Below are 26881 nucleotides of genomic sequence, written 5' to 3'. Positions count from 1 at the left end.
AACATACATCGTGCCTGCTGGTGAATTTGACCGAGTGGAAGACTCTGAGAGCGGGCGAATCCTTGTTCAAGATGGTACATACCATGACATACCTAAAAATCCTGTTAGTCTACTCGCAATTCCAAGCTTAATCATTCAAGGATTAAATGCGTCCAGCGGGATCATCTTATTCATTTTCGTAGTGGGCGGTTCATTCCGAATTATTACATCAACCGGTGCATTCGATGCAGTGATTAGTTCCGTAGCAAATAAGCTAGGGAAAAGGGAAATTCTTATCATTCCAATATTATTGACCATTTTTGCAATCGGTGGGGCTACAATTGGAATGAGTATCGAAGCCTTAGGGTTGGTTCCCCTGGTCGTTGCACTAGCAAGATCTTTGAGATATGACGCATTAACGGGGATGGCTATCGTGCTCGTCGGTGTCTTTTGTGGATTTATTTCAGGATTAATGAACCCATTTACCGTAGGAGTGGCACAAGATATTGCCGGTCTCCCTATATATTCCGGTATGTGGCTGCGTGCGATCCTACTGGTTGTGCTCGTCATCGTCTCCAGCATCTATATCATTCGTTATGCAAAGAAAGTAAAAGCAGATCCATCCAAAAGTTTGGTTGTCGAACTAGAAGAAAGCGTAAGTGCAAAAAATCAGGAATCCCAGATGGCGTCCACATTTCAATTAAAAGACTTCTTGGTTCTCCTCACATTTGTCTCAGGAATCGTCCTGCTCATATGGGGTGTTACGACAAAAGGTTGGTACATTGAACAAATGGCAGCTTTATTCCTGGCAATGGGGATTATTTCAGGTATTTGTGCACGATTTAGTTCGACTCGAATCTCAGAGGAATTTATCGAAGGCGCTAAAGCGGTTATTCTAGGAGCTTTGATTGTCGGCATTGCAAGAACAATTCCAATTGTATTGGAAGAAGGACATATCATTGATTCCCTCGTGAATGGGTTATCCAACATGATTATGTTCATGCCGGATGCAATTAAAGTGATCAGTATCTATCTATCACAGAACGTCATCAACTTCTTCATTAATTCAGGCTCCGGTCAGGCTGCTGTCACGATGCCTATCATGATTCCGTTAGGTGACTTGGTGGGAATCACTAGACAAACGACAGTATTATCTTTTCACTTAGGAGACGGATTTACGAATTTGATCTTCCCTACCGCCTCTACGTTGATGGCATATCTTGCAGCAACGGGCATCTCTTATGAAAAGTGGATTAAGTTTATCTGGCCGTTAGTTCTTATTTTCATCGCAATTGGTGCTATTTTTGTTGTATTTGCGAGTCTTATTCATTATTAAAAATTAAATGAGTAGATAGGTTACTTGCTTTCCTAGTAGCAAAGGTAAAAAAGAATTGGTGAAGGAATTGCCAAATGTAAGTCCATTGGTTTTCTATCATGGATTATCACCTTGGCAGTTCCCCACCAATTTGGTAAGTCTATGAGATGAGGTCTTATGCATCTAATTTTAGATATTGCAGATGCATCTATCAAAGCATCTATGTAAAATCGTATTCTGATAACGGCTATGAGGGATATATTCACTAGATTTACTATAGAGCTTCATACCACGTCCTTCAATTTAGGGCATTATTTGTAGGTATTTGATGATAAGCAAACAGGGCTAGAATATCTTGAAAGAAGGGTAAGCGCAGAGGGAACTATTCACTAATTAGAGATAAATCACCTTGAAAGAAGTAAAGTAGCGATGGTGATAGCAGATATTTCGGGAATGAGGGCATGAAAAATATATAGAAATCAGTGGAGCTGTCACACCTCTTCTGTACCAATTAAAAGTATCTGTTTCCGAAAATCTACAAGGTCTCGACAATTTAATTACTGCTAAAATGAGGTGAAATAGACGCTGGCAGAACTTCTCTGTATGATAGGGATACACAGAATATTAAGGAGATGCCTATGAAACGTGAAGAGAAGAAGCAAATAATGATTGATGCGGCAGTTCACTTATTTAGCAAAAAATCCTTTTCGGATGTGAGCATACGTGATATAGCAAAAAAAGCCGAAGTTTCACCTGCACTTATTTATAAATATTTCAATGATCAGCAGCACCTGTATGCTGAAGCAATGAAAATTGAAGCACAAAAATTGCTCGACAGGCTATCTCCTCTTGAACAGCTGGATGAGTTGGTAGAGCAATATATCCTTCACATGTTTAATGAAGATGTTTTGTATCAGATGATGGCTTATTTCATGTTAGAGGGCGCCGGGAAAAGACCATTCACTCCTCCTTATAAAGAAGTTTCGAAATTGATCAAGCATTTCGAATATAAGCTCCAGCCATTTTATCCTCTTGATGCCAGAAAGGAAGCGCAGTTGATATTTTCCACATTGAATGGGCTACTCATCTCCTATAAGAATTATCCTACCTTGACAAACGAGGAGGCACTGGATCATATTCTCACTTTGTCGGCACGCTATTTAAGCCATTTACAAACCAATACATAATTCAGTCCATGTAAAAAGAGCTCATTCCGGGGAAAGAGCTCTTTTCGTTATTTCTCTTTATGAAAGGGCAGCCGTTTCTTTCAATCTATTCTTCAGGATCTTCCCAACCGCATTGCGAGGCAGTTCATCGACGAAAGTCACTTCTTTGATCGCCTTGAAGGAAGCTAATTTCTTCTTGCTGTAGTTCATGACGTCTTGTTCCGTCAGATCTGCATTCGGCACTCTCACCACATATGCCCGTGGCACTTCTCCCCATTTTTCATTTAATGCACCAATGACCGCCACATCCACCACTGCCGGATGCTGAGCCAATACTTGCTCCAATTCCGCGGCATATATATTCTCACCACCACTGATGATCACATCTTTCAAGCGGTCCACCACGTAGAGAAACCCACCCTCGTCGATATAGCCAACATCGCCTGATTGCAGTTCTCCGTCTATGACCGCGCTTTTGTATGCTTCTTCATTTTTATAGTAGCCGACAAAAACTTGCGGCCCTCCAATAATAATTTCCCCTATTTTGCCATTCGGCAATGTCTTTCTTGTTTCCGTATCCACCACCCGTACCGTCCCATGCATTACGGGCTTACCCATGGAATCATACTTATCGCGGTTCTGTGTCTCCTTCCAGAATGTCACTGCGCCTGCATACTCTGTAATCCCATATACTTGCTGTACAGGTATTCCCATTTCCCTGAATCCTAAAATGAGCGGGGCGGGAACAACTGAGGATCCGCACGTGTTGTTGCGTATAGAAGAGATATCAGCTTTAGCTGCGGAATACGTCTTCAAAAGGTAGGCGAGCATAGCAGGAACAGTCATCATTGTCGTAATACGCTCGGCTTCGATTATGTTCCATGCTTTGATTGGATCGAAATCTTCCATCAACACCATCGTAGCACCGGTATGGACATTCGTGATCAAAGGGGCGAGCCCTCCGATATGGAAAAACGGAGCGACCATCAGAAACCGATCTGTCTCCCGCCAATCGATCGTATGGGATAATCCTATGGAAGCCGCCAAAAGATTATCGTGAGACAATAAAGCTCCTTTTGGTTTACCTGTCGTCCCTGAAGTGTACATGATGAGAATTGGATCATCTCCTACCGAAACATAACTAGGCTCCACTGCTTTTCGCTGCCAAATCTCATCGAAAGAAGGTACTGTCGCGCTCGACAGATAGTGAACAGCGGGAATCGTCTCCTTCAGCTCTTCAATGACCAACTGAAATGCTTCATCATGGACAATCAATTTCGCTTCGCTATGCGTAAGAATATATTGCAATTCTTCCGCTCCAAGACGCCAATTAACCATGACGGAAAGGACGCCAATCTTCGCGGCTCCAAAGAATGCCGAGATCGCCTGTTCATTATTTTTGCATAGAATGGCGATCGTATCCCCTGCCTGCAGCCCTACTTCCGAAAGATAGCTGGAAAACGAATTTGCTCGATTATTCATTTCTTCAAAAGTGAGTTTGAGGTCATGATGCACAAAACCGACCTTATCCCCCATCATGATCGCTCTATCCTTTAGTATGCTTCCGATATTCAATGCCATATTCCATACACCCCTCTATATAGTTTTCAATACTTCCTCCCTGACGATCGGTTGTTCTTCAAACGCTTCAAGCACGGCATATTGAAACGACAAGAATAACTCCCCCCATAATGATTCCCAGTTCTGTGCCGCCATCTTATTGAATGGATTTGGAGCTTCCACGACATCGATCCCGATGATTACTTCTATGCGAGAGCTATATTGCTGAACATCCGCTTGGGAGAGATGTGGAAACATTGTGGTAATCACTTTTACGACAGGGACTGTTTGGCGCAGTTTGGCAAAGTCCCGATAAATTTGCGTAAGCAAGACGTTTCGTGGTCCTTCCCACAATTCATTGACCATACTATCGCGGAATAGCCGTGGAAACGCGGTGAAATCTTCAATCGCACCATGCCCTCCGAAAAGCGAGATGGCCAAACGTAGCTGATCCACCGCTTCTTTGGACGAGTAAATCTTTTGCAGCAGAATCAATTCTCGCAACGCAAATCTCTGTAGTTCATCACTTTCTTCTTGCTCCGAAAACATTTTATACAGATGGAACGCTGTCGCTGTCATTCGCTTCGCTGCACTTTCCAACTCATCTATTTGCGCGGCAGCCATCGGGAAACCATCGATTGTCCGATCGAAGACATGACGGAAACGCGCATATAGCTTCGCTTCCCTGGCTGCGCGCATGACAAATGCCGCACTAGCAAAACCAATATCCAAACGGGACCTTGTCAGGACAATTCCGACTGCCAGCGCAACACCGCGATCTTCAGGTCCGATCCGGTAGGCAACTGCGCCGTCATAGTCGATTTCCCCCGAAGGCAGCTCTGCCGTGCCCAATTTCCACTTCAATCGGTTGATGCGATATCCATTGCGTCGTTCGTTCTTTTGATCGCCAGGAAGATAGGATGGCACGACAAATACCGCCACATGATCTGTGCCTTCCACCCGTGCCGTGACAACCGAATAATCGGCATGCACAGCAGAACAGAAGAATTTATTCCCATATAATCTATAGTGAGAACCTTCTGGGATTGCCTGTAGAACATTTGCGGGGATATTCGAGCCGCCTTGGATTTCGGACATAAATTGCGCCCCTACACCAAAATCTCCATCTCTTCCTTCTTTTGCATGCGTGTGTATTTCCTTAACTTCTTCAGGCACCTCTTCATAAAATGCTTCGATCAAAGCGATCAGGCCATCTGTACAAGCTATCGGACAGGTGATGCCCGCTTCCCCATTCCCATGGAGGAAGTAACGTTTCACTATCCCTTCATAAGGAAGCCGTTCTGCAGAGAAAAGTCCTTCGCCAAATACTTCTTCCGACAACATGACGCCTTCCGCGGGACGAATAATGCGATCGATTCGATTATTATACGCATCATAATGACGCAACTTGGGATGATTTTCCGGTCTCGCGATTTCATTGACAGTCATGCGCCATTCGGTAGACAGCTTGTTCGTAAACGACAGGAGTTCGCCGTACAATTCCTGCCAACTCTCTTGTGCTAATTCAGATAATACATTGAGCAAAAACGGATTATCCAGATCGTCCAATTGATCCCTTACCTCTAGGTACCTTTCAAATGTATACTGTGAGTTCTTCTTAAGATGAACCATAAGACGCACCCCCTATTACAGAATATTCTACTATTTACAAAACAATAAGTAAACAGTGTCCACCTTTTATTTCTCAAGATGTAAGTCAAACAAAACATGCATCTCCGTTTATCAAATGGTGTCTAACAATCGAAAGTGCATTTCACATTTTGACAAATTATAAACAATAACTTCCCTGCCTATTTAGCAGATATAAAATCATTGATCGCTTCCACTACGAAAAGCTTATTTGATAGCTGGAAAATATATAATTAACTCATGCTTCCTATTAATCCTATTCACCTATTCACTGGTACTTTTGGTTTATCAGATATAAAACATATTAGTCGAATTGAATTCACTTTGAATTATCTATCTAACGAACAAGCTATCATCATACGATATTAGACACACATCCCAAAAACAGGTATCATTTATGTATATAGGTACAGAGATAGATAGGTTCTTGTGAATTCTGAGGAGGTAATTAGTGTGATCAATCCTAGCAATCCCGTTCCACTTCATATACAACTTAGAAAAAGTATCGAAAAAAAAATAAAGCAAGGTCTATTTAAGGAAAAAATACCGAGTGAACGTGAATTAATGGAAACCTATGAGGTTAGTAGAAGTACGGTTCGAGAAGCAATTTCACAATTAGTCATTGATGGGATTCTGGAAAAAAAGCATGGCAAAGGAACGTTTATTTCAAAGCATCCTATTCACTATTGGGCTGGAAATTTTATTAGTACCACTGAAATAATTGAGCAGATGCAAAAGACACCGAGCACAAAGCTCATTCGACACGGAATCGAAATCATCCCCGATGAATTAAAAAAGGAAATTGAGTTGGATAATGCGTATCTTATTAAGAGGGTTCGCTATGCCAATGAGGTACCGCTGGCAATTGAAACTCAATACTATCCTGTCCATGTTGGTCTTCAACTGGCGAACCTTGATATTAGTCATGGTACACTGTACGACTTAATGGAAAATGAATTATCCATTCCTCTCCATGAAGCGGATGAAAAGATTACTTCGCAAAAGATCGGTCCAGAAGATGCAGAATTACTAAATCTTCCCGCAGACTGTTATACACTTCACCTCGAACGATTTGTTTACGATGTGCATGGTGATTTAGTTGAATATTGCATAGCGGATTATAATCCTGAATTGTATGCTTTTCATTTTAAATCAGCAAGGGCTGGAAAATAAAAGAAGACTCGCCGAGTTTAGTACCTGCGGAGTCTTCTTTTTTATCCCCTATTTTATGGCAGTTCGTTTCTTTTCATACACGACTTCACCATCTATTATCGTCATAGCCACTAAAATATCCTTAATTTCTTTTGGATCAATGGCGGTAGGATCGCGGTCCAATACAGCAAAATCAGCCAATTTCCCTACTTCAATACTGCCTACCCGATCTTCTTCAAAGTTCAATTGTGCCCCATAAATGGTCATAGTCTTAATAGCTTCTAGTACATCTATTTTTTGAGCTTCTCCTAACACGTGACCTTCTCGTGTAATCCGATTAGCAGCTGCCCAAATAGAGAATAATGGTGAAATGGCGGTAATTGGACAATCTGAATGTAGCGTATACAGCATGCCTAAATTTTCGGCATCCTTACATGCATTCATTCGCTCCGCTCTTTCGGGTCCTAAAAATACTCGTTTGTGCCGATCTCCCCAATAATACACATGATTAATAAAGAAAGAAGCGGCAATATCGTGATTCTTCATTTCCTGTAAATCTTCTAAGGTAGCCGTTTGTACGTGTTCAATTCGATGTCGATGGTCTTTTTTTTCATTGGACTGGAGGGCGTGTTTATAAGCTTCGATAATTGAGCCGATTGCACGATCTCCATTCCCATGCGTCGTAACACGGTACCCACGATTGTGAAAATCCAACACATAAGCGTTTAAAGTGTCTTGGTGTAAAATTAAGTCACCGGTTAATGTCTCATCACAATAGTAGGGTTCACGTAATGCGCCCGTCAATCCTTGAATCGAGCCATCTTGGAATAATTTTGCACTGTCTAATTTAGCTTTCCCATTGGAATCCTTGACAATTTTCTCATGTAATTCATCCGCATGATAGTGTTCAAACTGTCCGCCTTCTGACAGTAACTCATACATAATCATTAAACGCATCCGTAATTGATTGGCTCCTTGGTTTAAAGCTACCATGTGCAAATCATATTCAGGCTGTCCAAATACAAGGCCAACACCTGCGTCAGAACTTGTCGTAATCCCTTGAGCTAAGTAGTCTTGCGATGCAAGTCCCATTAACTTAACGACTTCTTCATCCGTTGGTAAAGGAGCAAATTTATACACTACGTCCATGGCGGAGGGTTCATATAGTACCCCATTTAACGAGTTGTCCTCTTCTCTACCAAAATGACCACCTTCCGGATTCTGCACGGATTCATCAAGTCCAGCAAGCTGTAAGGCATACGAGTTTGCGACCGCTAAATGATTGGAAATATGTTTAATAAAAATGGGACGATCCATACTCACTTTATCTAAATCATGACGAGTAGGATGTCTATTCTCTGATAGCAAGGTATCATCATACCCGTACCCAATAATCCAACTATCATCTGAATGTGCGTCACGATACGTCCGAAGATTATTTAGAATATCATCGATTCCTTCATTTTTTGGTGAAGAACAGTCCACCTGATTTTTATTCAAGGCATACATCAGTAAGTGATTATGTGTATCAATAAAACCTGGCATAAGAGTCTTTCCTTCTAAATCATGAACAATCACATCTTCACTATTTTGAAGATCTTCTTTTACAGAATCAAACTCTTCATTTGTCCATACTCCTGTAATTATCCCCTTGTACGAGCCAACGACATTCGCACGGCTATTATCTTTATCGATCGTTACGACATTCGCATTCATAAAAAGTTTGTCTATTTTTATCATAAAATTCTCCTCACATGTATTTAAACTTAATGAATAACAAGATCAACGATGGGATGGTCACTAGCGAAAGTAATGTTGACATAATGGTCGCAAACGCTCCAAACACATCATCTTTCGAGTGTTTTGTAAATAATATGGAAGCTAGTGTGAGAGATGGCATCATCGCTTGGATGAGTAGCACTTTATTTGTCATAGCATCCAGTTGAATTGGTAATATACTAATAATTGAAAGTGTGATCATTGGTAATACAACGAGTTTCGAAAAAATAGGCGAAAAGAGATTTCCATTCGTTGTTTTGATGGCATCTGCATTCTCGCTCCTCGACATGATGAGTAACCCAATATAGAACATGGCAAGAGGCGAAGCGAGCGCAGCCAACTGGTTAGATAAATCAATGAAGATTTCAGGTGGTCGATAATTGATAAATGCGCACAATAAGCCAATAACTATGGAAATAACAGGAATATTAATAAGCGATTTTACATTAGCTAGTGAGAATGCATATGAATTTTTTAAGATCATTACCCCTACTGTCCAAATCACGATATCTACTCCGGCATCAAAAATAGCTGCATAAAGTGCACCTTCAGGTCCGAGTATAGCAGCGCATAAAGGAATTCCGATGAAACCCGTATTCCCTAGTCCAGATAAAAGAGCAATCTCTTGACGAAGCCGCCGACTTTTAGAAAATGAAGAAGCAAAGATCCATCCAATTGCAATCCCTACTGTATTAATGACCACAGAAAGGATCAATACGATCCCAATATTCCTCAACATCGATTGATCAATGGTAACTTTAAAGATACTAGAAAGAATAATACAAGGCATAGCTACATTCACAATAAGCAATGTGTACGTTTTCTTCGTACTTTCATTAATTGGTGTAACGCGGGCAAGTGCTACACCAATTACGATCATCATGCCAATTAAAGTGATTGAATTAAATACAACTCCTAGCTGCATACTACCCACATCCTAAATTCATACAATAATTAGTGCTCACTCACTTTGAGTTCACCATTGGTGTGAGTAATTGAACTTTATTTGTGGTCATCAAACTAACAACAATGGTTACAACAAAGTTGAAAAACAATGCAACTAGTCCGTTATTCATCGAGAATACACTCATGCCAGTAAACTGAAGAGTCAACGCGATGACAGTTCCTGCAATAATCCCTGCTCCCACTCCTTTAGCTGTGGCGCTCTTAGAAAATAAAATGGCCAAAAGCCCTGGTAATATTTGTCCGAACCCGAAATAAGCGGTATTAATAAGATGAAGCATCAAACTTGGCATTCCAACAGTTAGTACCATAGAGATGAGTAGGTACCCTATGACGACAAACTGAGACCACTTTCTTTGTTTATTTTCAGGAATACTTGGCATAAGATTACGAGTAAAGATACCCCCCACTACTAGAGATGTAATAGCAAGTACCAATAATCCTGATAAGGCAGCACCTGCAGCAACTAATCCAACAACCCAAGAAGGTAATAATTCGACTGCCGTTGCAATAAATGCATGGTTTGGATTGTCGATGTTAGGAAGACCCACTAAAGCAAAGTAAGATGACGCAATTAAGAATGGATACATCAACATGTAAAGAGGCATAAATCGTTGAGCACGCTTAATCGTTTTTTCAGACTTACTAGTAAATACAACGGTGACGATAAATGGCAAACAGTAAAATGCAACTGCTTGAAAAATAATGGTAGTAATAGAAAACGTTAAGTCCCCCGTATTAGTAAAAGATAAAGAGGCACCATGCGATTTTGCTGCTGAAAACAAATTATGCACTCCATCTAAGTTTCTAAATGCAGCTACGCCTACAATAATGATGGCTGCAAATAACAAAATATCTTTTAGTATTGAAATAATAGCGGGTGCTTTCACCCCAGAAACGGATATGTATAAGTAAGCGATTACACCAGCTATAAAGACGGCAATACTAGGAGACAGATTAAATCCTAATGCATTTAAGGCAACATTTAGTCCTTCAAATTGTAATTGTCCCCATGGAATGAGGAAAAGTAGATACGAACACGCGACAATTAACTCTAATGGTCTGCTTTTAAAGTGACTCTTAAATAAATCTGGGGCTGTCATTGCGTTATATCTTTTACCTGCACGCCAGATTAGTGGAGCTAAGAAATAACCAATTGGGTACGCCAATAAAATATAACCTAAGAACCAAAGTCCATAACCAACTCCCTTTGCATAAATACCGCCCGGAAACCCAATGATCGTTCCTATGCTGTATACTTCTCCTATTGCTAAAAAGAAAAGAATGAAACCATTGAATGAACGTCCTCCAACTAAGTAATCCTCCATATTTCCTTTTTTCGCTTTTCCGGAAGATCGAACCGCTAAATATAAAGAAAATAGTAAAATACCACTAAATATTACAATTGCCATCTATAACATCCACCTTTCTCAATCTACTTCTATTTCGTGTCTATCAAAGAAATGCCATGACAATGAAATGCAAACAGTCGTCAAAACAAACCATAAAAACATCCAAAAGTACAAGATGGGAAACCCTAACACAAACTGTTCTGAGTTTCTGAAAATGACAATCCCCCCGATCACCCCAACAAACGGAATAATCAAACCGATTAACACATTTAGTGCTGTCTTAAGTTTCATCTTCTCTCCTCCTTACTTCAATTTACCTTGATACATCGTGACGTCCGTACCAGTTGAAAATTAGTATAGAACAAATAACAACAAAGAGTCAATAAGTTTTTTGAAGATAAAAAATATAGTAAATATAAAAAATATACTGATATAGGGATGTTAGGAGAATTGTTTGATGAATATTTTAAATGAGGGGTCTTTTGGAGGTTTTTGAATAGAGGTTTACCGGGCACTTTGTATCCCCCCTTAAGAATTAAGCAATATTAGACTTAGCCTTTTAGGTCAATTTAGGGTTTATTTTGCACCTTTTTTAAGTGCTGTTTTGCACATATAACTTTAAAACCCAGCTACTTTCACAGGAGAAGATTAGCCGGGTTTCTTAATTATTTTCATCCCATTATTTATAGAACTATTCGGATACAACTATTAAAAAAGCGACTGCTCATTGTTCAGCAATCGCGCCCTATGCGAAATAACCCCTTAAAACCCTTTTTTAATTCCATTGTTTTTTGACTAGTGAGATGAGTAATTGCTAATTCGCCTCCTCCTACTTACTTTTAAAATTTGATAACTACTTTTCCTTTTGTATGTCCATTTGCCACTAAATTCAGTGCATCATTAATGTCCTCGATTGTAAAATTGGTAGGATCAATAGCTGGAATAATATTGTTTTCTTCAATGATTTTAGTAATTTTTTCTAACTGTTTTCCATCAGCTCTTACGAAAATGAAGCGATACTGAACACCCTTTTTCTTTGCTTTCTTATCAAATTTCGCTCCAACTATTCCAAAAAGAATTTGCTTCCATTTAGGAAGACCTTGATCAACTGCAAACTGTTTATTTGGTCCGGTACGAAGGCTTAGTAAGCGACCACCTGGTTTTATAATGGACAACTCACGTTCGAATTCATCAGCACCTAGCGTATCGATTACAAAATCAACTTCGTCTAACATTTCCCAGTAATTTTCTAATTTATAATCAATATACTGATCTGCACCGGCATTCAGCGTTCTTTCTTTAGCGGAAGAACTACCAGAAACAATAACCTTTAATCCCATTTCTTTAGCTATAGGAACAGCCATTTGGCCAAAACTTCCCGAGCCTCCAGGAATAAACACTGTTTGACCCTTTTTCGCCTCTAACTCTTCTATTAAGGCTTGATATGCCGTCAAACCAGTTAAAGGTACACCAGCTCCAGTAACGAAATCTAAATTTTTCGGCAAATGCCATATATCCTTAGCATCAACTGCAACATATTCTGCAAATGCCCCAATTTTTTCAATAGAGAGTCTTGTATAAATAGGATCTTCAACCTTAAAACCCTGTACATTATTACCAACTTTTTCAATAATCCCTGTAAGTTCATTTCCTAATATAAGAGGCATTTCATAATCTTGAATTAGTTTTACACTTCCTGTAATATTTAATATTTCAAGCGGATTTACTGCAGCAACTTTTACCTTTACTAGTACTTCGTTATCTTTAATGCTTGGTATAGGAATATCAACAATCTGTGCTTCAATTTTTTTTGAGTACTTTTGTATTTGTGCAGCTTTCATATTCTTCATCTCCTTAAAAAAACCACCAACTCTTACATTGATGGAATTTTATCATTCGCTTATTTCTTTCATTGATAGTCTGTGTATCCTAAAACACCATTATAAATATAAAATTTTTTGCCAATTTCGTTAACTGTTAAACCTTGCCTGTTTTATTCTTTTAAGAATGGATAATCTGTATACCCTTCCGCTCCTCCTGCATAAATGGTATTTCTATCGGGCGTATTCAAGGACGCTTTCAATTTCAATCGCTCTACCAAGTCTGGATTTGCTATCATCCATGTCCCTACAGTTATAACGTCCGCAACTTCATTATCCAAGTCTACCGTGAGTTGGTCTAAAGTACGCCCTGCTCGGTTAACAAGAAGTGCTTGCGACCAAAGTTGTCGGATATCTTGTAATAATTGTTCGTTTCCTAAGTGCATGATGTGGAGATAAGCAAGATTGAGCTTATCTAACTCGGTGATTAAATAACGGTACATTTCACTACTTCTTTCTCCCTCTTCTATTCCATTTAGTGTTCCTTGTGGAGAGAAGCGTATGCCTGTTCGTTCTGGACCAATCTCATTAACAACTGCTTTGGCTACTTCAATGGCAAATCGCGAGCGATTTTCAATCGTTCCACCGTACTCATCATGACGTTGATTAGCATTTTCACTTAAGAACTGTTGAATGAGGTAACCATTTGCTCCGTGGATTTCAACCCCATCTGCACCAGCTTCTACCGCTGCTCGTGCTGCTAAGCGAAACTCATTTATAACGTCCTTTATTTCTCCTTCGCTCAGTGCTCTAGGTGTAGGAATCTCCTTAATCCCTTGAGCTGTAAATATTTCTATATTAGGCGCAATAGCCGAAGGAGCAACAGCTTGACGATGATGAGGCGTATTGTCAGGATGTGAAACACGGCCTACATGCATAAGTTGAACAAAGATTCGTCCTCCTTCGTTATGCACCTTTGATGTTACCTTTTTCCACCCCTCAATGTGTGCCTCTGTATAAATACCAGGTGTATTAGAATATCCCTGACCATCCTCTGAGGGTTGAGTACCCTCACTTATTATTAAACCAACAGATGCACGTTGGCTATAATACTCTGCTGCCAAATCACTTGGTGTACCATCTGGCAGTGCTCTACTCCTTGTCATTGGTGCCATACCTAAACGGTTTTTTAGTTCTATATTTCCAATTCTGAATGGTTCAAATAACTTGCTCATATAACTTCCTCCTTTTTAATCGTTATCAATTTTTTATAGAGATGTTGAATTCAGGAATGAATTAACATTATGGGCAAATAATTCTGGAAATTGGAATAGGTGTCCGTGACCAGAATCAGGATATATAATGAGTTGTGCTTTTGGTAAGTGCTCAGCTAAAATATAACTATTTTGGGTTGGAACCATAACGTCGTTTATACCATTCGTAACAAGCACAGGGTGTTTAATGTTCTGTAACCAATTGTAATCATTATTGACTTTGGGTTGAGACCACTTTGCAAGAGCCTTTAATTGGGCTTGTTGTACTTGGTCAGAACTTTCCACCTTTTTTTGATTGGTAATCCTTTGTAAAGATGCCATTCCCGCAGCTTTACTTGTTTCAGTTGAACGGTAGAAGAAATACATGAAGTCATCCAAAGCATCTTTTGCATTCCCACCGTGTCGATTCATTCTTTCCAAGATTTCTAGTTTTGGATTAATTCCAGATTCAGGTCCAGTACCTGCCATGATGATTCGTCTAATCAAATTTCCTTCTTGTAATGCCAATTCTTGCGCTATCATTCCACCAATTGAAAAACCGAGAAGATCGATTTGATTTAATCCAAGTGCTTTAATAAATGTTCCTGCATCTTTTGCCATCTCAGCTATCGTAACAGGTGTTTGTCCATTCGTCTCACCAACCCCTTTGTTATCAAATAGAATAACTGGACGTTCTTTCGCTATTGGAGCAACCATATCAGGATCCCAGTTTTCCATCGTTCCTCTAAAATGAACTAGAAATACGACTGGTACTCCTGTTTTTTCACCAAACCTTCTATAAGCATAACTAGTATCTTCAACTTTAATAAATTCTGATTCGGATGGGATAGTAAATGTTGTCATTTGAGTTTCTCCTTCGAACATTGAGTTCTTAATTTTTTATAATAAATTAGTTGCACGACAACTTTTTAGAATGATCGTTCTAAAAAGGGTGAAAAGAAAGCTAATCCAGCACTGAAAGTGTCAGATCAATAATGCTTTCTATATTTTTTGAGCCGTAATTGGTTTTTACTAAGACCCTCAGACCTACCAGGGTGTTGTTAAGATAAAGGGAGAGTAACTCAGGGTTATGTTCAATTGAGATTTCACCTTTATTCTGTCCTTGTATCAGTAGATTGTAAAAAAGATTTTCTGTTCTACTGAACATATCTGTGATTATTTGGGCAACTTCTTCGTCTAACAATGATAATTCGACGGCTGTGTTAACAGTCAGACACCCTTTGGGATAATCATTATCTACTCTTGAATTAATAACAAACATAAATACTTCTCGTATCTTTTGTTTGATTGGTAAATCATTTTCAAGTCTCAACATTAATTTGTTCGTAATAAACTCTTCATAATAAGTTAAAGCACTTTGAAACAGCGTACGCTTGTCCCCAAATGTATCATAGATGCTTCTTCGATGAATGCCCATATGATTTACTAAATCTTGCATAGACGTTTTTTCATATCCTTGTTCCCAAAAAAGTTCCATCGCTTTTTTTAATGTTTGTTTTTCGTCAAACTCTTTGCTTCTAGCCATAATTCTCCTCCCATACAAGAACGTTCATTCTAATAAATGCACATTGTACTGCAACAAATTTATAATTTATATAATATCGTTTCTAGAACGATTAGTAAAGAATAATTAATTCCATCATTACTTTATGATTTATTTATTAGAGCATTGGCAATAAAAGTTTTGGGATAATTAGGGTAACATCAACTGTCATTGGTCTTCTTTGTTTAATCTTTCTACTAATGCACACAGTTTAAGTTGACAATAAAAAATTTAGTTTTAAAAATTCAACAATTAAAATCCCGCTCTAGATTTAAGACGGGTTAAAATATAGTTGTTTAATTTTTGATGCAAGATTCTTCACTTACAAACTCAACTTTCGCATCAAAAAAATAGTATGTACCCATTGATAGTGTTAGCACTAGGGCTTGCCGATTAGTAACCTTGACATCTGCAATAAGAGTGGAAGCCCGCTATGTCTTGATGGATTCATGGTTCAGCCTCCACTTGTCAAAGCCATCGTAGAGCAGGGATTGGACGTTATTTGCATGGTGAAAGAAACAAAGCAGCGCTACCTCGTCAATGGAAAATCGGTTTCCTTGAAGCAACTGTATCAACTGGCGCAGCCTGTCGAGTCCAGGAAAGGGATTCTTCGTTCCCTTCACACCATGATGAAGAATGGGGCTCCTGTTAAGATAGTTTTTTATCCAGAACAGGAATAAACGCAGTGAATGGCTCGCCATCCTTAGTACCGACTGTAGCCTAGTCGAACAGGAAATCGTCCGGATTTACGGCATGTGGTGGAATATTGAGGTCTTCTTTAAGACGGCCAAGTCCCTCTTGAGACTGGAGAAGGAATTTCAACATCGCTCTTACGACGCGCTAATCAGTCATACAGCGATTGTTTTCGCGCGCTATATTGTACTGGCCGCTGCCATACCGATCAACGCACACTCGGTGGGCTTTTTTAAAGCTGTGCGACGAAGTAAATGAACTCAATTGAGCTGTCGCTTTGCAGCAGATGATCAGGCTTCTTGAAGATGCGCTCAAATAGACGAATTCAAAAATAAAAAAGTTAATTCAAAGTCAAATGGAACAGTGGATCGCTGCTCTGCCTAGTTATATCAAGGCTTATTTGCCGATTTCAGTCTGCGAAAGTTGAGTTAGTTATTAATCCCTTTTCCCGGTGCTTCAACTATGTATTCCGTATCATCTTCTTAATATTACCTATCGTAAGTCATAGAACTTCACTTAAATTTATTTGTCTCCCCTCCAGGGCGTCAAGATATGATCCTAATATTTTTTTCCATATAAAAACACGTTCGTTCTATGTAATGAACATGTTTTTATAGAAAATCTATACTCCTATTTAAAGCAGCGTCCTTCATTTTGTATTCCGTGTTGGCATCTAGAATGGTATTCCAATACTAGCATAAGTCAATTTGCTGGTCCTTCTAATTTATATATTAAACCCGTCCGATTCGTCACTCCATTTTTTTCATACATATTTCTCAAATGCTTTTTCACGGTGTTTATCGTAATCCAAAGTGCTTTCGCAATCTCTTCGTTGGTATACCCCTTTAAAACCAGCTGATAGATTTCCCATTCTCGATTTGATAAAACTTCTTGGGGCCTCGTGATAGATAGCGTTTCTTCTTGATTATATAAATAAATTGTATAAGATCTAGACAAGGTATGATCTGTTTCATAAACTATCGCTTTTACTTTCCGTTTATTCACGTAAAAATAATAGGGACTTTTACATTCCGATAGGTCGGTTGGTATGTGTGGAATAATTGAAGTCAAATAGAATTCTTCCACCGTTACATTTGAATCGATTTCCTTGATGATATTTTGTGCTATTTCATTATAAAAGGAAATACGCTGATCCTGATTTGCTTGAATAATCCCTAATTCATAGCCCCTTCCTTTTTTAAAATACAGATTTTTTGCCTCGATTTCCTTCTCAACCATCGTGTTCTTCACTAAATGCTGTAAGTGAATGGATAGGGTTTGAAGTATTTCCTTATCCTTTTGTGAAAATGGCTGATCCCCTTTGAATCTAGCAAAGCCCATGCCACCATAAATCCTCGATCCATTTGCAAAATATACGACCATTTGATCGATCATTTCATGACTTTCAATAAATTGATAATACATGGACTTTGCAAGATCAGCCGAAGTTGTTACCTCTCCCATTCTGTATACCATCGCTTCATTATGTTTCAGCTTCGATAATTGCTTTTTCGGGTGCATGACATCGTTAGCATTGTGAACTTCTTTATAATCTAAAATAAATTGATCATTAAAATTAAAGAATTCAAGATTATACATATTCCCTTGTGTATCGGCATGCCAAAGCAAGGAGTGATTAAATTGAAACAACCTAGAAAGCAGTGACTGGGTGTTATGTGAATTACATAAAGAATTATTAATAAAATGTAAAATATTTTGATAATCTATCTTTGATAAATTCATAGTAAATCCTCCAATGAAGCTAAATTTTATCGTTATTTTACTGAGGCAGTTATTTTCTATAGAATTAAGAAAGAAGTTATCCTTTAGTGTAATATACAGTTATCTAAAAATTTGAAATACTAACGATAGTACTTATATTACTGAATGTAAAAGGAGGAAGTCAAATGAAGAAAACAGGATTTATTTATGATGAAAGCTATTTTTGGCATGATAACGGATCGGGTGCTTTACATCTAGCATCAGGTGGATGGGTGCAAAGTCATACGTATGGGGAAGATCCAGAAACAAAAAGACGATTCAAGAATCTACTAGATATTAGCGGATTGACTCCTCAACTGGAATCCATCGCTCCTCGTTCTGCAACAAGAGAAGATATTGAGCTATTCCACGTGCCTAGTTATATTGACAAGGTAAAGGAATTAAGCGATGCAAACGGTGGAGATGCGGGACAAATCGCCATTGTAGGAAGAGGTTCCTATGAAATCGCCCTATTGTCAGCAGGTGGTGCAATGACTGCCGTTGACGCAGTGATGGATGGCGATGTAAAAAATGTCTATGCGTTAACCAGACCTCCTGGCCATCATGCAGAAGCGCAAGAAGGAATGGGATTTTGCTTGTTCAACAACGTAGCGATCGCGGCAAAACATGCAAAGCGAAAGTATAATTTGGAGCGTATATTAGTGCTGGATTGGGATGTGCATCACGGCAATGGAACAGAGCAGGCATTTTATGAGGATGATAGCACATTATTTGTATCCATCCACCAGGACCGCTTATTCCCGGCAGAAAGAGGCTATGTGGAGCACTGTGGTTTAGGAAAAGGCGAAGGGTATAATGTGAATATCCCATTACCCGCAGGAACAGGCAATGCTGGATATATGCATGCATTCGAGAAAATTGTCGGTCCGATAGTAGATCAATTCAAACCCGAACTAATTATTGTGTCTGCTGGACAAGATCCAAGTTTCTTTGATCCTCTAGCTAGAATGATGGTAACCGCTAATGGATTTTACAGATTCGCAGAGTTTATGAAAAAGTTAGCTGAAAAGCATTGTGACGGACGCTTGGTATTATGTCATGAAGGCGGCTACAGTGCTGCATACGTGCCATTTTGTTCATTAGCCATTGTGGAAGCAATGAGCGAAATACAAACAGAGGTCGATGATCCGTTCATGGAAGGTTTCGGTGTCCCTGTAGAAACCCTGTTCCCACATGAAGAAGAGGCTGTTCAAGCAGTGATTGATCAACAGTCGAAGTATTGGAATTTTAGTGTGGAGACGGTGGGGAAATAATTACGGGATAGTTGCCAAAGAAACATCTTCTTTGGAAATTGCGAAATTGTTGCTGATCTGAAGTTATGACTATTTTCTATTCAACAACAACAAGCCTGTCCTGAAAGTGAAATATCTTTCAGTGGCAGGCTTGTTGCATGATTACATAGAAAAAAGGAACGCGCCAAAGTTGCATCGGAAAGAGCCAAACTTACATTGGACCGAGCAATTCTCCATCTGAACCAAGCGTTTGTACCTCGGGACCGAGCATTACCTTACACACACCGAACCAAACTCCTCCCGGAACGAGCCAAACGAGACGTACATGTTAATAATACATCCCCGAATCTGAATGAAACTCCACTTGAACCCGCTCTTTATCTGTTTCTACAGTAAATATATATCGATCATGCAAATATGGTTTCTTGGATACCGGATCTTCGCTAATATCTTGTGTTTTGCTCACATATGTCACGTTGACGTAACGAGCACCCTGTCGTCCATAGTCTTCTTTCAAAATCGTTTTGGCTTCGTCTACCGTGAGCTGAAAATTCTTTGTGCCGACTGGTTTATATGAATAGCCCGACATCTTCCAGTTTCCTGCTTCTTTTTTAAATTTATAATCTATAAATCCACCATGTGCCAAGCCATCTGCAAACTCTACCGTTTGGACATCGATCGAATCAGGTGTAGGCTGCGTGTATTGGAAACGGACTAAAGGCTCCGTTTGCAACTTATAAGGGAATAGAAATGAATCGCATTCTGTACAAGCATATGGATAATAATCTTTCAGTACCCCGTCTGTGAATTCTTTTGTAGCATACGTTAATAATTTGGGACGGATCGCGCTAAATGACTGATTCTTACTTTTCCCTTCAATTAGAACGCTTTCTATTGAATGCGTCAGTCGATTGGATAGATCCCATGCTTTGTTTTTTGTGACCTTGCCCGTATTGGCTTGAGATTTATTTGCTTCAATGGCACGATGTAAAAATTCAGCATAATGAGCGCGTGTGACAGGCGCATTCGGATAAAACTTTCCATTATCCCCCTTCGCTACTCCACTTGCAAACAACGCATTCGCGTGCGTATAGCCCCAATGATTGCTGTAGACATCATCAAATGCATTATGAGTCGTCATGTTGAAATCAAACGCCAAATCCAACACTTTCGCCATTTGAATGCGAGTGATTGGGGCATCTGGGTTGAATTTCCCATTCGTTCCTCCGACAATACCTGCTTTTGATAACTTCATGATCGGCGTGTAGTATGGATGATTCTTTGGCACGTCCATATACAGTGCTTTCGTAGCTGTGGGTTGCGGCAGTTTCAACGCTTTATCTAATAACTGCGCTACATGTTTACGGCTGATACGCTCATTTGGACGAAATGTTCCGTCCGGATAGCCCCCAATAAACCCATTCTTTTGCATGTCTTGAATCGCTTTATAGTTCGGGTGGTTCTTCGGTACATCCGTAAACTCCTTGGCCGCTGCTTCGTTTGAGTCCATATAAACGAACGATAAAGTAAATAACAGTATGGTCCATAGAGCTACTTGTAACGTTTTTTTCATATGTTTTCCTCCTCATATATTCATTTCCATAAATACTACTACCTAATATTCTATCAATATATTAAATGACCGTATATAGACACTTGTATATAATTTACGGAATACTTTCTTCATTTAAGAGAACCCGAAAAATTCTAAGAGAATTACCCCTTTTCAACGCCTTAATTAGTTATAGCCTAAAAAGTTGTTCGATCACCCGTTTTAACATCTAGCTTACTATGTAATACATCCCAAAAATCACAAAAAAATATTAAATCTAATCTTGTTTAATAACTTATTCGCATGGGAATATTAGGAATACATTTGGCGAAGGTGGTGTTCCCTACATGGCTGTAAAACAAGTGACGAACTGGCCGAACCGGTCCAAATTCGATCGTAAGAATTTATGGGCCGGTATCTTGTTTGGTTTAGGCTTTGTGGCATTCTTGGATGAAACCCTTTTTCATCAACTTCTGCATTGGCATAAATTTTATGATAAGTCGACAGTGGCAATAGGTTTAGTTTCAGATGGGCTCTTCCATGCATTCAGCTGGTTTGCCACAGTTGGCGGTTTATATTTAGTGGCTGATCTTTACAGACGCAATGCATTTTGGCACAAGATGTTTTGGGGAGGTAAGCTACTTGGAGGAGGGGCGTTTCAGTTGTATGACGGAACCATCCAACATAAAGTGATGCGCATTCACCAGATTCGTTATCATGTCGACATTGTCCCCTATGATCTAGTTTGGAATGGTAGCGCCGTCCTTATGATTTTTGGAGGTCTATGGCTAATAAAGTCAGCAAGAGGCGATGAACGAGCAGCAGAAAGGGTGAAGCTTCATGCTACATAATTCAGCAGACGCAGTCACAAACTTCCTATTTGGCAGCCTAGCAATGTTGGCTCTCGTATTCTATAGTGTCAGCGTCTTTAGGACCAATCGGCAAAAACATCTCCGCACATGGCCACCCGTCCGTACCGTTTTCTGGATGTTAGGTGTTCTGTTCTCGGCGAGCGCGGTTATCGGTCCGATTGCGGAAGACTCACACGAAAATTTCGTGATGCACATGATCGGCCATGTATTCCTCGGAATGCTCGGTCCATTGTTGTTGGCGCTAGCAGCTCCCATGACACTGCTGTTGCGGGTACTTCCCGTCCAGCATGCCAGGCGGGTAAGTCGCTTATTAAAAAGTCGACTTGCAAGCTTTTATACTCATCCCATTGTCGCATCCATTTTAAACGTTGGCGGCCTTTGGCTATTGTATACAACCGACTTGTATATGTTGATGCAACATCATCTTTGGCTTCATGTGCTCATTCATATCCATGTGTTTGTCGCAGGCTATTTATTTACGATTTCTTTATTGTATATTGATCCCGTTTCCCGACGTTTCAGCTACGTTTATCGTACTATCATCTTTATTGTAGCCCTCGCAGGACACGGAATATTATCTAAATATATTTATGCCTATCCGCCGAACGGTGTTCCAATTGAGCAGGCACAGGTAGGGGCGATGCTCATGTACTACGGAGGTGATGCTGTAGATGTAGTTATCATTATTCTTTTATTTAGAAAATGGTTTCAGGCTACTCGGCCGCGTGGAGAACGTTTTACTACTCAATTGCCATCATTGTCTCGGTAAATCGCTTATCTTTAAACTAGGTTCCGAACCAACGCTGAAGTACTCATTACTAACCGAGACACAGATTAGAATAATATAAATTTCTTCTTACTCAATGCCCATACAAAAAAGGAATCCACTATGACAGAAGTCAAAATGGATTCTTTAGGCTACACTGAAATCTACTCTTCTTTGATATGAAATAATATAACTAACTACATGAAAATAGCGCTGTTATTTCAAGCTTCACTTGCAAGCGATACGATCGTTTCATATAAAATTTCTGTTCCTTTTCCGCAATCTTCCTTAGAGCTCCATTCTGCCGGGTTATGGCTTATGCCATTTTGAGAACGGACAAAAATCATGCCGATTGGGCAGAAATCTTTAAACTGCATCCCATCATGTCCCGCCCCACTTGGTAAACTGAACGGTTCTATGCCTCTCTTACGACAAGATCTTTCAATGGTCTGTTGAACGAGCGCAGAACACGGAACGGGTGGCACCCTTTGTATCAGTTCAAATTCAATTTCCACTCCTCGAGCGTCGCACACTTTTTGCGCAAACCTGACCATCTTCTCCTCCGCTTGCTGTCTTATTTCTACATCGATATCTCGAAGATCAAGCGTAAAAGTAGCTTCTGAAGGGATGACATTAGCACCGCCTGGTTTTACAGCGATTTGCCCGATCGTCGCAACGAGATTTGGATAATTGTTCGCTTCCCTTTCAATAAAACACATGATTTCTGAAGCAGCCATGAGGGGATCTTTCCGCATATTCATTGGCGTCGCACCTGCATGACCAGCCTCTCCAGTAATCCTAAATTTCATCCAAAGCGGACCCGCAATCCCTGTAACCACACCTGCCGCTAGGTTCCGGTTTTCAAGTACTCGTCCCTGCTCAATATGCAATTCTACATAAGCTTTTACAGTAGCCGGATCTTTCGCAACATCCGCAATGAATGTTGGGTCAAGTCCAGATTCCTTCATTGCCTCTGCAATCCTCATCCCTTTGTCGTCGCGGTACTCGAGATCCTTGTCGGTTAATGTGCCAGCAATCCCCTGACTGCCAATCATGCCAAAACCAAAGCGACTTCCTTCCTCATCGGTAAATGCAATCACCTCAATCGGATGCTCATGCTGCTCATTGCGTTCATTCATTGCCTGAACTACTTCAATACCCGCAATCACACCGAGAGCCCCATCAAACATACCACCACTGGGAACTGTATCGATATGGGAACCCATCAGAACAGCCGGCGCATCTTTTTGTTTTCCTTCTTTCCTACCAATCAAATTCCCAACAGCATCTTCTCTAACTGTCATGCCTGCTTCTCTCATATATGTAGAGACTAATTTTTTCGCTTCACGTTCTTCTTCCGTAAAAGAAAAACGAGTAACGCCTCCGTCTTCTTGCTTACCAATTCTCCCCAAGTCCATCAATCTTGTCCAAAGACGCTCTTGATTGATCATTTTGAAACCTCTCCATCTTGTTTCTCTCCATCTTTCATTTGGAACTGGAAGTGACAGACACCTTCTTTTAATACATATTGATCATGTATGACTTCAAAATTCGGGTTAAATCCCTTGGCAATAGAGGGATCAATCATATGACAATACAAAATTCCATAGTCCTCCATACCATCTTTTTTCCATTGCTCAGCAAACGCACATTTTGTAAATGTCTGTTCGATCTCTGTTGGATGAAAAAGTGTTTCATATTCAAACAGTTCACTGCGTCCCATGTCGTAGTTGGATAGATAGTTATCCATCGTATTCGGTTTCCCGACAGCAGCGGCACGACGAGCAATATCGCGACCACGTTCTTCACCGAACGCACCGACACTATCCATCATCGCTCGCTCACCTTCTTCTTTGCCAAAGCGTTCTACTATGGACTTAGCGATATGTGCAAATAATTTCGCCATGACAGCAAACATCGTATGTGGTTCACGTCCCGCTGACTTTTGTGCATTACTGTAGAATTGAAATGTTTCTTTTATTTGTTCATCGTTAAACAACTTATCAAATGAAAATAATGCCTGCTCTGGTAACTGCAAATCTTCTTCAGCTCGTTGTTCATCAACAACATGTTGAACGCCTGCTTGCATTATCGTTTTGCCTTCTTCTCCAAACCTGTCTGTCACATTGTCCAATATATGACTCATCAGCTTAGCAGTTATCGTATACATGGTAACTGGTTCCAAATTCGTTATTTCATCCATAGATCATCTCTCCGTTTCGTTTACTAGTTTCCTTTATTTTATCAAATGCCTGCGCTAAGTCATCTATCACATCTTCTACATCCTCAAGTCCTGCTGACAAGCGGATCAGACCATCTGTAATGCCTGCATCCATTCGGTCTGATTCAGACAAGGATGAATGTGTCATCGTTGCCGGGTGCTGTACAAGTGTTTCCGGATCACCAAGACTAAAGGAAATCATCGATAAATGTAAAGCATCTATAAATGACGTCGCCGCCGTACTGCCGCCTTTCATCTCAAATGATACAATACCACCCATTCCCCCCATTTGCCGCTCAGCAATTTCATATTGTGGATGGGATTTCAACCCTGGATAATATACTCTTTCCACTTGCGGATGACTTTCCAAAAACGTTGCGATCTTATGGGCATTACTGCAATGACGTTCCATTCGTAACCCAAGTGTTTTCAGTCCTCTCAAAATCAAAAACGCATCCCATGCACTTAATACTTGTCCAAGATCACCCATGATTTGCTTGCGTATGAATTGAATAAATTCTGCATCTGCCACAATCACACCAGCAATCACATCACCGTGCCCATTCAAGTATTTTGTTGCGCTATGAATGACGATGTCTGCTCCTAAATCTAACGGTTTTTGCAAGCATGGCGACATAAACGTGTTGTCTACGATGAGCGGAAGATCATATTGTTTCGTAACATTTGCAATCGCTTCGATATCCAAAACTGTCAACACTGGATTGGACGGTGTTTCAATATAAACCGCTTTTGTATTTGGTTGAATTGCCTCTACAATGCAATTGACATCTGTACAATCGACTAAACTGAATGAAATTCCACATCGCGGTAGCAATGTCGTTAAAAAGTGATAGGTACCGCCATAGACGTCTTTCGTGACAAGTAGATGATCCCCATTTTGCAATACACCAAACAGCACAGAGGAAATGGCCGCCATTCCTGAACCTACAGCAAGAGCCGCTTCCCCATTTTCGAGTGATGCCATTTTCTCCTCCAATACGCGGAGAGTACTATTTCCATATCTTCCATAATAAATCCCATCTACTTTTCCAGATACCGTATCCGAAGCCATCTCATGAGTTTCAAAAGAGAAAGCAACAGCCGGTACGATCGGCTGGGCGACAGCACCTGTTTTTCTTTCTGCGACATGTTGGTCGTGAATAAGTTCCGTGCTAACTCCCCATTTTCTCATCATAGTTAATCCCCTATCAAATTATTATTTCTTCTATTATAATTTTCAGCTTTTACATAAGTCAAATGAATGTTTATAATACAATACATGAATAAAATTCATGTATAAGAGAGGCGAGAAGTATGTCATTAACCAAATTTGAGATTTTTAGAACTGTTGTAGAATTGGGTAGTTTATCAAAAGCAGCAGAAACACTTAAACTGACCCAGTCTGCCGTGAGTCATGCAATCACTGGTCTTGAAGCCGATCTAGGTTTTACATTGTTAATTAGAAACCGATCAGGAACAAACTTAACAGAGAATGGTAAAACCATGCTTGTCTACATGCAGGGAATGTTAAAGCTACAGGAACAAATGCTACAAGAAGCATCTAAAATTAACGGAATCGAAACCGGAATTGTTCGAATAGGCACCTTTCCAAGCGTATCTATTCAGTGGATCCCCTTAATCCTGAAAAGTTTTCAAAAGGACTTTCCATTAATTAAAATCAAGTTATATGAAGGAAACTATAACGAAATTACAGAGTGGATTGCAGAAGGAAAAATTGACTTCGGTTTTTTATCCCTTCCCACCGCAAATTCGTTTGATACGATTCCTATCAAAAAAGATCCACTGTTGTGCATTGTTCCAGATAGTCATCCACTCTATCACAAGGAACTGATTCACTATGTAGATCTTCATCACGAACACTTTATCATGCCTAAATCTACAATTGATAATGATGTCAGCAGAATTCTGAAAAAGCATAACATCACACCAACGATTCAATACGAAATTGAAGAAGACCAAGCCATCATTTCGATGGTTCAAAACGGCCTTGGTATCAGCATTTTACCGTCTATGATTCTGTATCGTTTACCTAACAACATTCGGGCAATTCCATTAGAGGGCAATTACTTCCGTTCTATAGGTATTGCAGCAACTTCTTTTAAACACCTATCACCAAGTGCTGAAAAGTTCATCTATTACATTCAAAACGGGATTCCATAAACATTTACGCCTCAGCAGAGATCATGGCA

The 26881-nt window shown here is 39.9% G+C and carries 23 protein-coding genes and 1 pseudogene; 9 read left to right on the top strand and 15 right to left on the bottom strand.

Annotated elements, in window-relative coordinates; all coding sequences use genetic code 11:
* The 3 genes from GD002_RS16210 to GD002_RS16200 all read left to right on the top strand — a co-directional run.
* The coding region (locus GD002_RS16210) for a YfcC family protein (RefSeq protein ID WP_153733408.1) at positions 1-1315 on the top strand (1315 nt) is incomplete at its 5' end.
* Positions 1316-1373: 58 nt separating this feature from the next.
* A complete protein-coding gene (locus GD002_RS18255; protein WP_408020104.1) occupies positions 1374-1460 on the top strand; it encodes an Rpn family recombination-promoting nuclease/putative transposase in 87 nt (28 codons plus the stop codon).
* Between the two features lie 472 nt (positions 1461-1932).
* A complete protein-coding gene (locus GD002_RS16200; protein ID WP_194841655.1) occupies positions 1933-2481 on the top strand; it encodes a TetR/AcrR family transcriptional regulator in 549 nt (182 codons plus the stop codon).
* Between the two features lie 57 nt (positions 2482-2538).
* Here GD002_RS16200 and GD002_RS16195 read toward each other — a convergent pair whose 3' ends face one another.
* Together GD002_RS16195 and GD002_RS16190 are read right to left on the bottom strand one after the other, a co-directional pair.
* Entirely contained in the window at positions 2539-4041 is a 1503-nt protein-coding gene (locus tag GD002_RS16195) for a class I adenylate-forming enzyme family protein (RefSeq protein WP_153733405.1), read from the bottom strand.
* 15 nt (positions 4042-4056) lie between these two features.
* Complete coding sequence (locus GD002_RS16190) at positions 4057-5652, bottom strand: acyl-CoA dehydrogenase family protein (RefSeq protein WP_153733404.1); 1596 nt, start codon at positions 5650-5652, stop codon at positions 4057-4059.
* Between the two features lie 471 nt (positions 5653-6123).
* On the opposite strand from GD002_RS16190, the gene GD002_RS16185 reads away from it, so the two are divergent.
* Positions 6124-6843 (top strand): GntR family transcriptional regulator, encoded by a 720-nt coding sequence (locus GD002_RS16185; protein ID WP_194841654.1) that lies wholly within the window; start codon positions 6124-6126, stop codon positions 6841-6843.
* Between the two features lie 48 nt (positions 6844-6891).
* On the opposite strand, the gene GD002_RS16180 is transcribed toward GD002_RS16185, so the two are convergent.
* The 8 genes from GD002_RS16180 to GD002_RS16145 form a co-directional block, all read right to left on the bottom strand.
* Positions 6892-8562, bottom strand: coding sequence for an amidohydrolase (locus GD002_RS16180; RefSeq protein WP_153733402.1), 1671 nt, complete (start codon positions 8560-8562; stop codon positions 6892-6894).
* A 10-nt stretch (positions 8563-8572) separates the two neighbouring features.
* Positions 8573-9526 (bottom strand): AEC family transporter, encoded by a 954-nt coding sequence (locus GD002_RS16175; protein WP_153733401.1) that lies wholly within the window; start codon positions 9524-9526, stop codon positions 8573-8575.
* 40 nt (positions 9527-9566) lie between these two features.
* A complete protein-coding gene (locus GD002_RS16170; RefSeq protein WP_153733400.1) occupies positions 9567-10976 on the bottom strand; it encodes a sodium:solute symporter family protein in 1410 nt (469 codons plus the stop codon).
* 18 nt (positions 10977-10994) lie between these two features.
* The gene (locus GD002_RS16165; protein WP_153733399.1) at positions 10995-11207 is read right to left on the bottom strand and encodes a DUF3311 domain-containing protein; all 213 of its coding nucleotides are present in this window, start codon (positions 11205-11207) and stop codon (positions 10995-10997) included.
* 548 nt (positions 11208-11755) lie between these two features.
* A complete protein-coding gene (locus GD002_RS16160; protein ID WP_408020103.1) occupies positions 11756-12757 on the bottom strand; it encodes an NADP-dependent oxidoreductase in 1002 nt (333 codons plus the stop codon).
* A gap of 152 nt (positions 12758-12909) precedes the next feature.
* A complete protein-coding gene (locus GD002_RS16155) occupies positions 12910-13971 on the bottom strand; it encodes an alkene reductase (protein WP_153733397.1) in 1062 nt (353 codons plus the stop codon).
* A gap of 33 nt (positions 13972-14004) precedes the next feature.
* Complete coding sequence (locus GD002_RS16150) at positions 14005-14853, bottom strand: alpha/beta fold hydrolase (RefSeq protein WP_153733396.1); 849 nt, start codon at positions 14851-14853, stop codon at positions 14005-14007.
* Positions 14854-14953: 100 nt separating this feature from the next.
* Positions 14954-15535 (bottom strand): TetR/AcrR family transcriptional regulator, encoded by a 582-nt coding sequence (locus GD002_RS16145; protein WP_153733395.1) that lies wholly within the window; start codon positions 15533-15535, stop codon positions 14954-14956.
* A gap of 438 nt (positions 15536-15973) precedes the next feature.
* On the opposite strand from GD002_RS16145, the pseudogene GD002_RS16140 reads away from it, so the two are divergent.
* Positions 15974-16673, top strand: a pseudogene (locus GD002_RS16140) (IS4 family transposase); the annotation flags it as partial.
* Between the two features lie 275 nt (positions 16674-16948).
* Here GD002_RS16140 and GD002_RS16135 read toward each other — a convergent pair.
* Positions 16949-17989, bottom strand: a complete 1041-nt coding sequence (locus GD002_RS16135; RefSeq protein ID WP_153733394.1) for a helix-turn-helix domain-containing protein — start codon at positions 17987-17989, stop codon at positions 16949-16951.
* A 164-nt stretch (positions 17990-18153) separates the two neighbouring features.
* On the opposite strand from GD002_RS16135, the gene GD002_RS16130 reads away from it, so the two are divergent.
* Positions 18154-19281: a class II histone deacetylase gene (locus tag GD002_RS16130; RefSeq protein WP_153733393.1), complete on the top strand. Its 1128-nt coding sequence runs from the start codon at positions 18154-18156 to the stop codon at positions 19279-19281.
* A gap of 307 nt (positions 19282-19588) precedes the next feature.
* Here GD002_RS16130 and GD002_RS16125 read toward each other — a convergent pair whose 3' ends face one another.
* Positions 19589-20833 (bottom strand): S-layer homology domain-containing protein, encoded by a 1245-nt coding sequence (locus tag GD002_RS16125; RefSeq protein WP_153733392.1) that lies wholly within the window; start codon positions 20831-20833, stop codon positions 19589-19591.
* Positions 20834-21159: 326 nt separating this feature from the next.
* Here GD002_RS16125 and GD002_RS16120 point away from each other — a divergent pair, with 326 nt between their 5' ends.
* Positions 21160-21663: a DUF2243 domain-containing protein gene (locus tag GD002_RS16120; protein ID WP_153733391.1), complete on the top strand. Its 504-nt coding sequence runs from the start codon at positions 21160-21162 to the stop codon at positions 21661-21663.
* Positions 21653-22453 (top strand): cytochrome c oxidase assembly protein, encoded by an 801-nt coding sequence (locus GD002_RS16115; protein ID WP_153733390.1) that lies wholly within the window; start codon positions 21653-21655, stop codon positions 22451-22453. The genes GD002_RS16120 and GD002_RS16115 overlap by 11 nt, the downstream gene beginning before the upstream one ends.
* Before the next feature lie 218 nt (positions 22454-22671).
* Here the strand turns inward: GD002_RS16115 and GD002_RS16110 are convergent, their stop codons facing one another.
* The 3 genes from GD002_RS16110 to GD002_RS16100 are packed head-to-tail and all read right to left on the bottom strand — an operon-like array spanning position 22672 to position 25866.
* Positions 22672-23901 (bottom strand): Zn-dependent hydrolase, encoded by a 1230-nt coding sequence (locus tag GD002_RS16110; RefSeq protein WP_153733389.1) that lies wholly within the window; start codon positions 23899-23901, stop codon positions 22672-22674.
* Entirely contained in the window at positions 23898-24653 is a 756-nt protein-coding gene (locus GD002_RS16105) for an L-2-amino-thiazoline-4-carboxylic acid hydrolase (protein ID WP_228548408.1), read from the bottom strand. The genes GD002_RS16110 and GD002_RS16105 overlap by 4 nt, the downstream gene beginning before the upstream one ends.
* Entirely contained in the window at positions 24646-25866 is a 1221-nt protein-coding gene (locus GD002_RS16100) for a trans-sulfuration enzyme family protein (protein ID WP_408020102.1), read from the bottom strand. Before GD002_RS16100 ends, GD002_RS16105 begins: the two co-directional genes overlap by 8 nt.
* A 119-nt stretch (positions 25867-25985) precedes the next feature.
* Here GD002_RS16100 and GD002_RS16095 point away from each other — a divergent pair, with 119 nt between their 5' ends.
* Entirely contained in the window at positions 25986-26852 is an 867-nt protein-coding gene (locus GD002_RS16095) for a LysR family transcriptional regulator (RefSeq protein WP_153733388.1), read from the top strand.
* Positions 26853-26881: the final 29 nt, after the last annotated feature.

Origin of the sequence: Sporosarcina obsidiansis (assembly GCF_009651005.1) — a bacterium.
GTDB lineage: Bacteria > Bacillota > Bacilli > Bacillales_A > Planococcaceae > Sporosarcina > Sporosarcina obsidiansis.
Note: the sequence above shows the minus strand (reverse complement) of the source record. Positions and strands in the feature narration are given on the sequence as shown.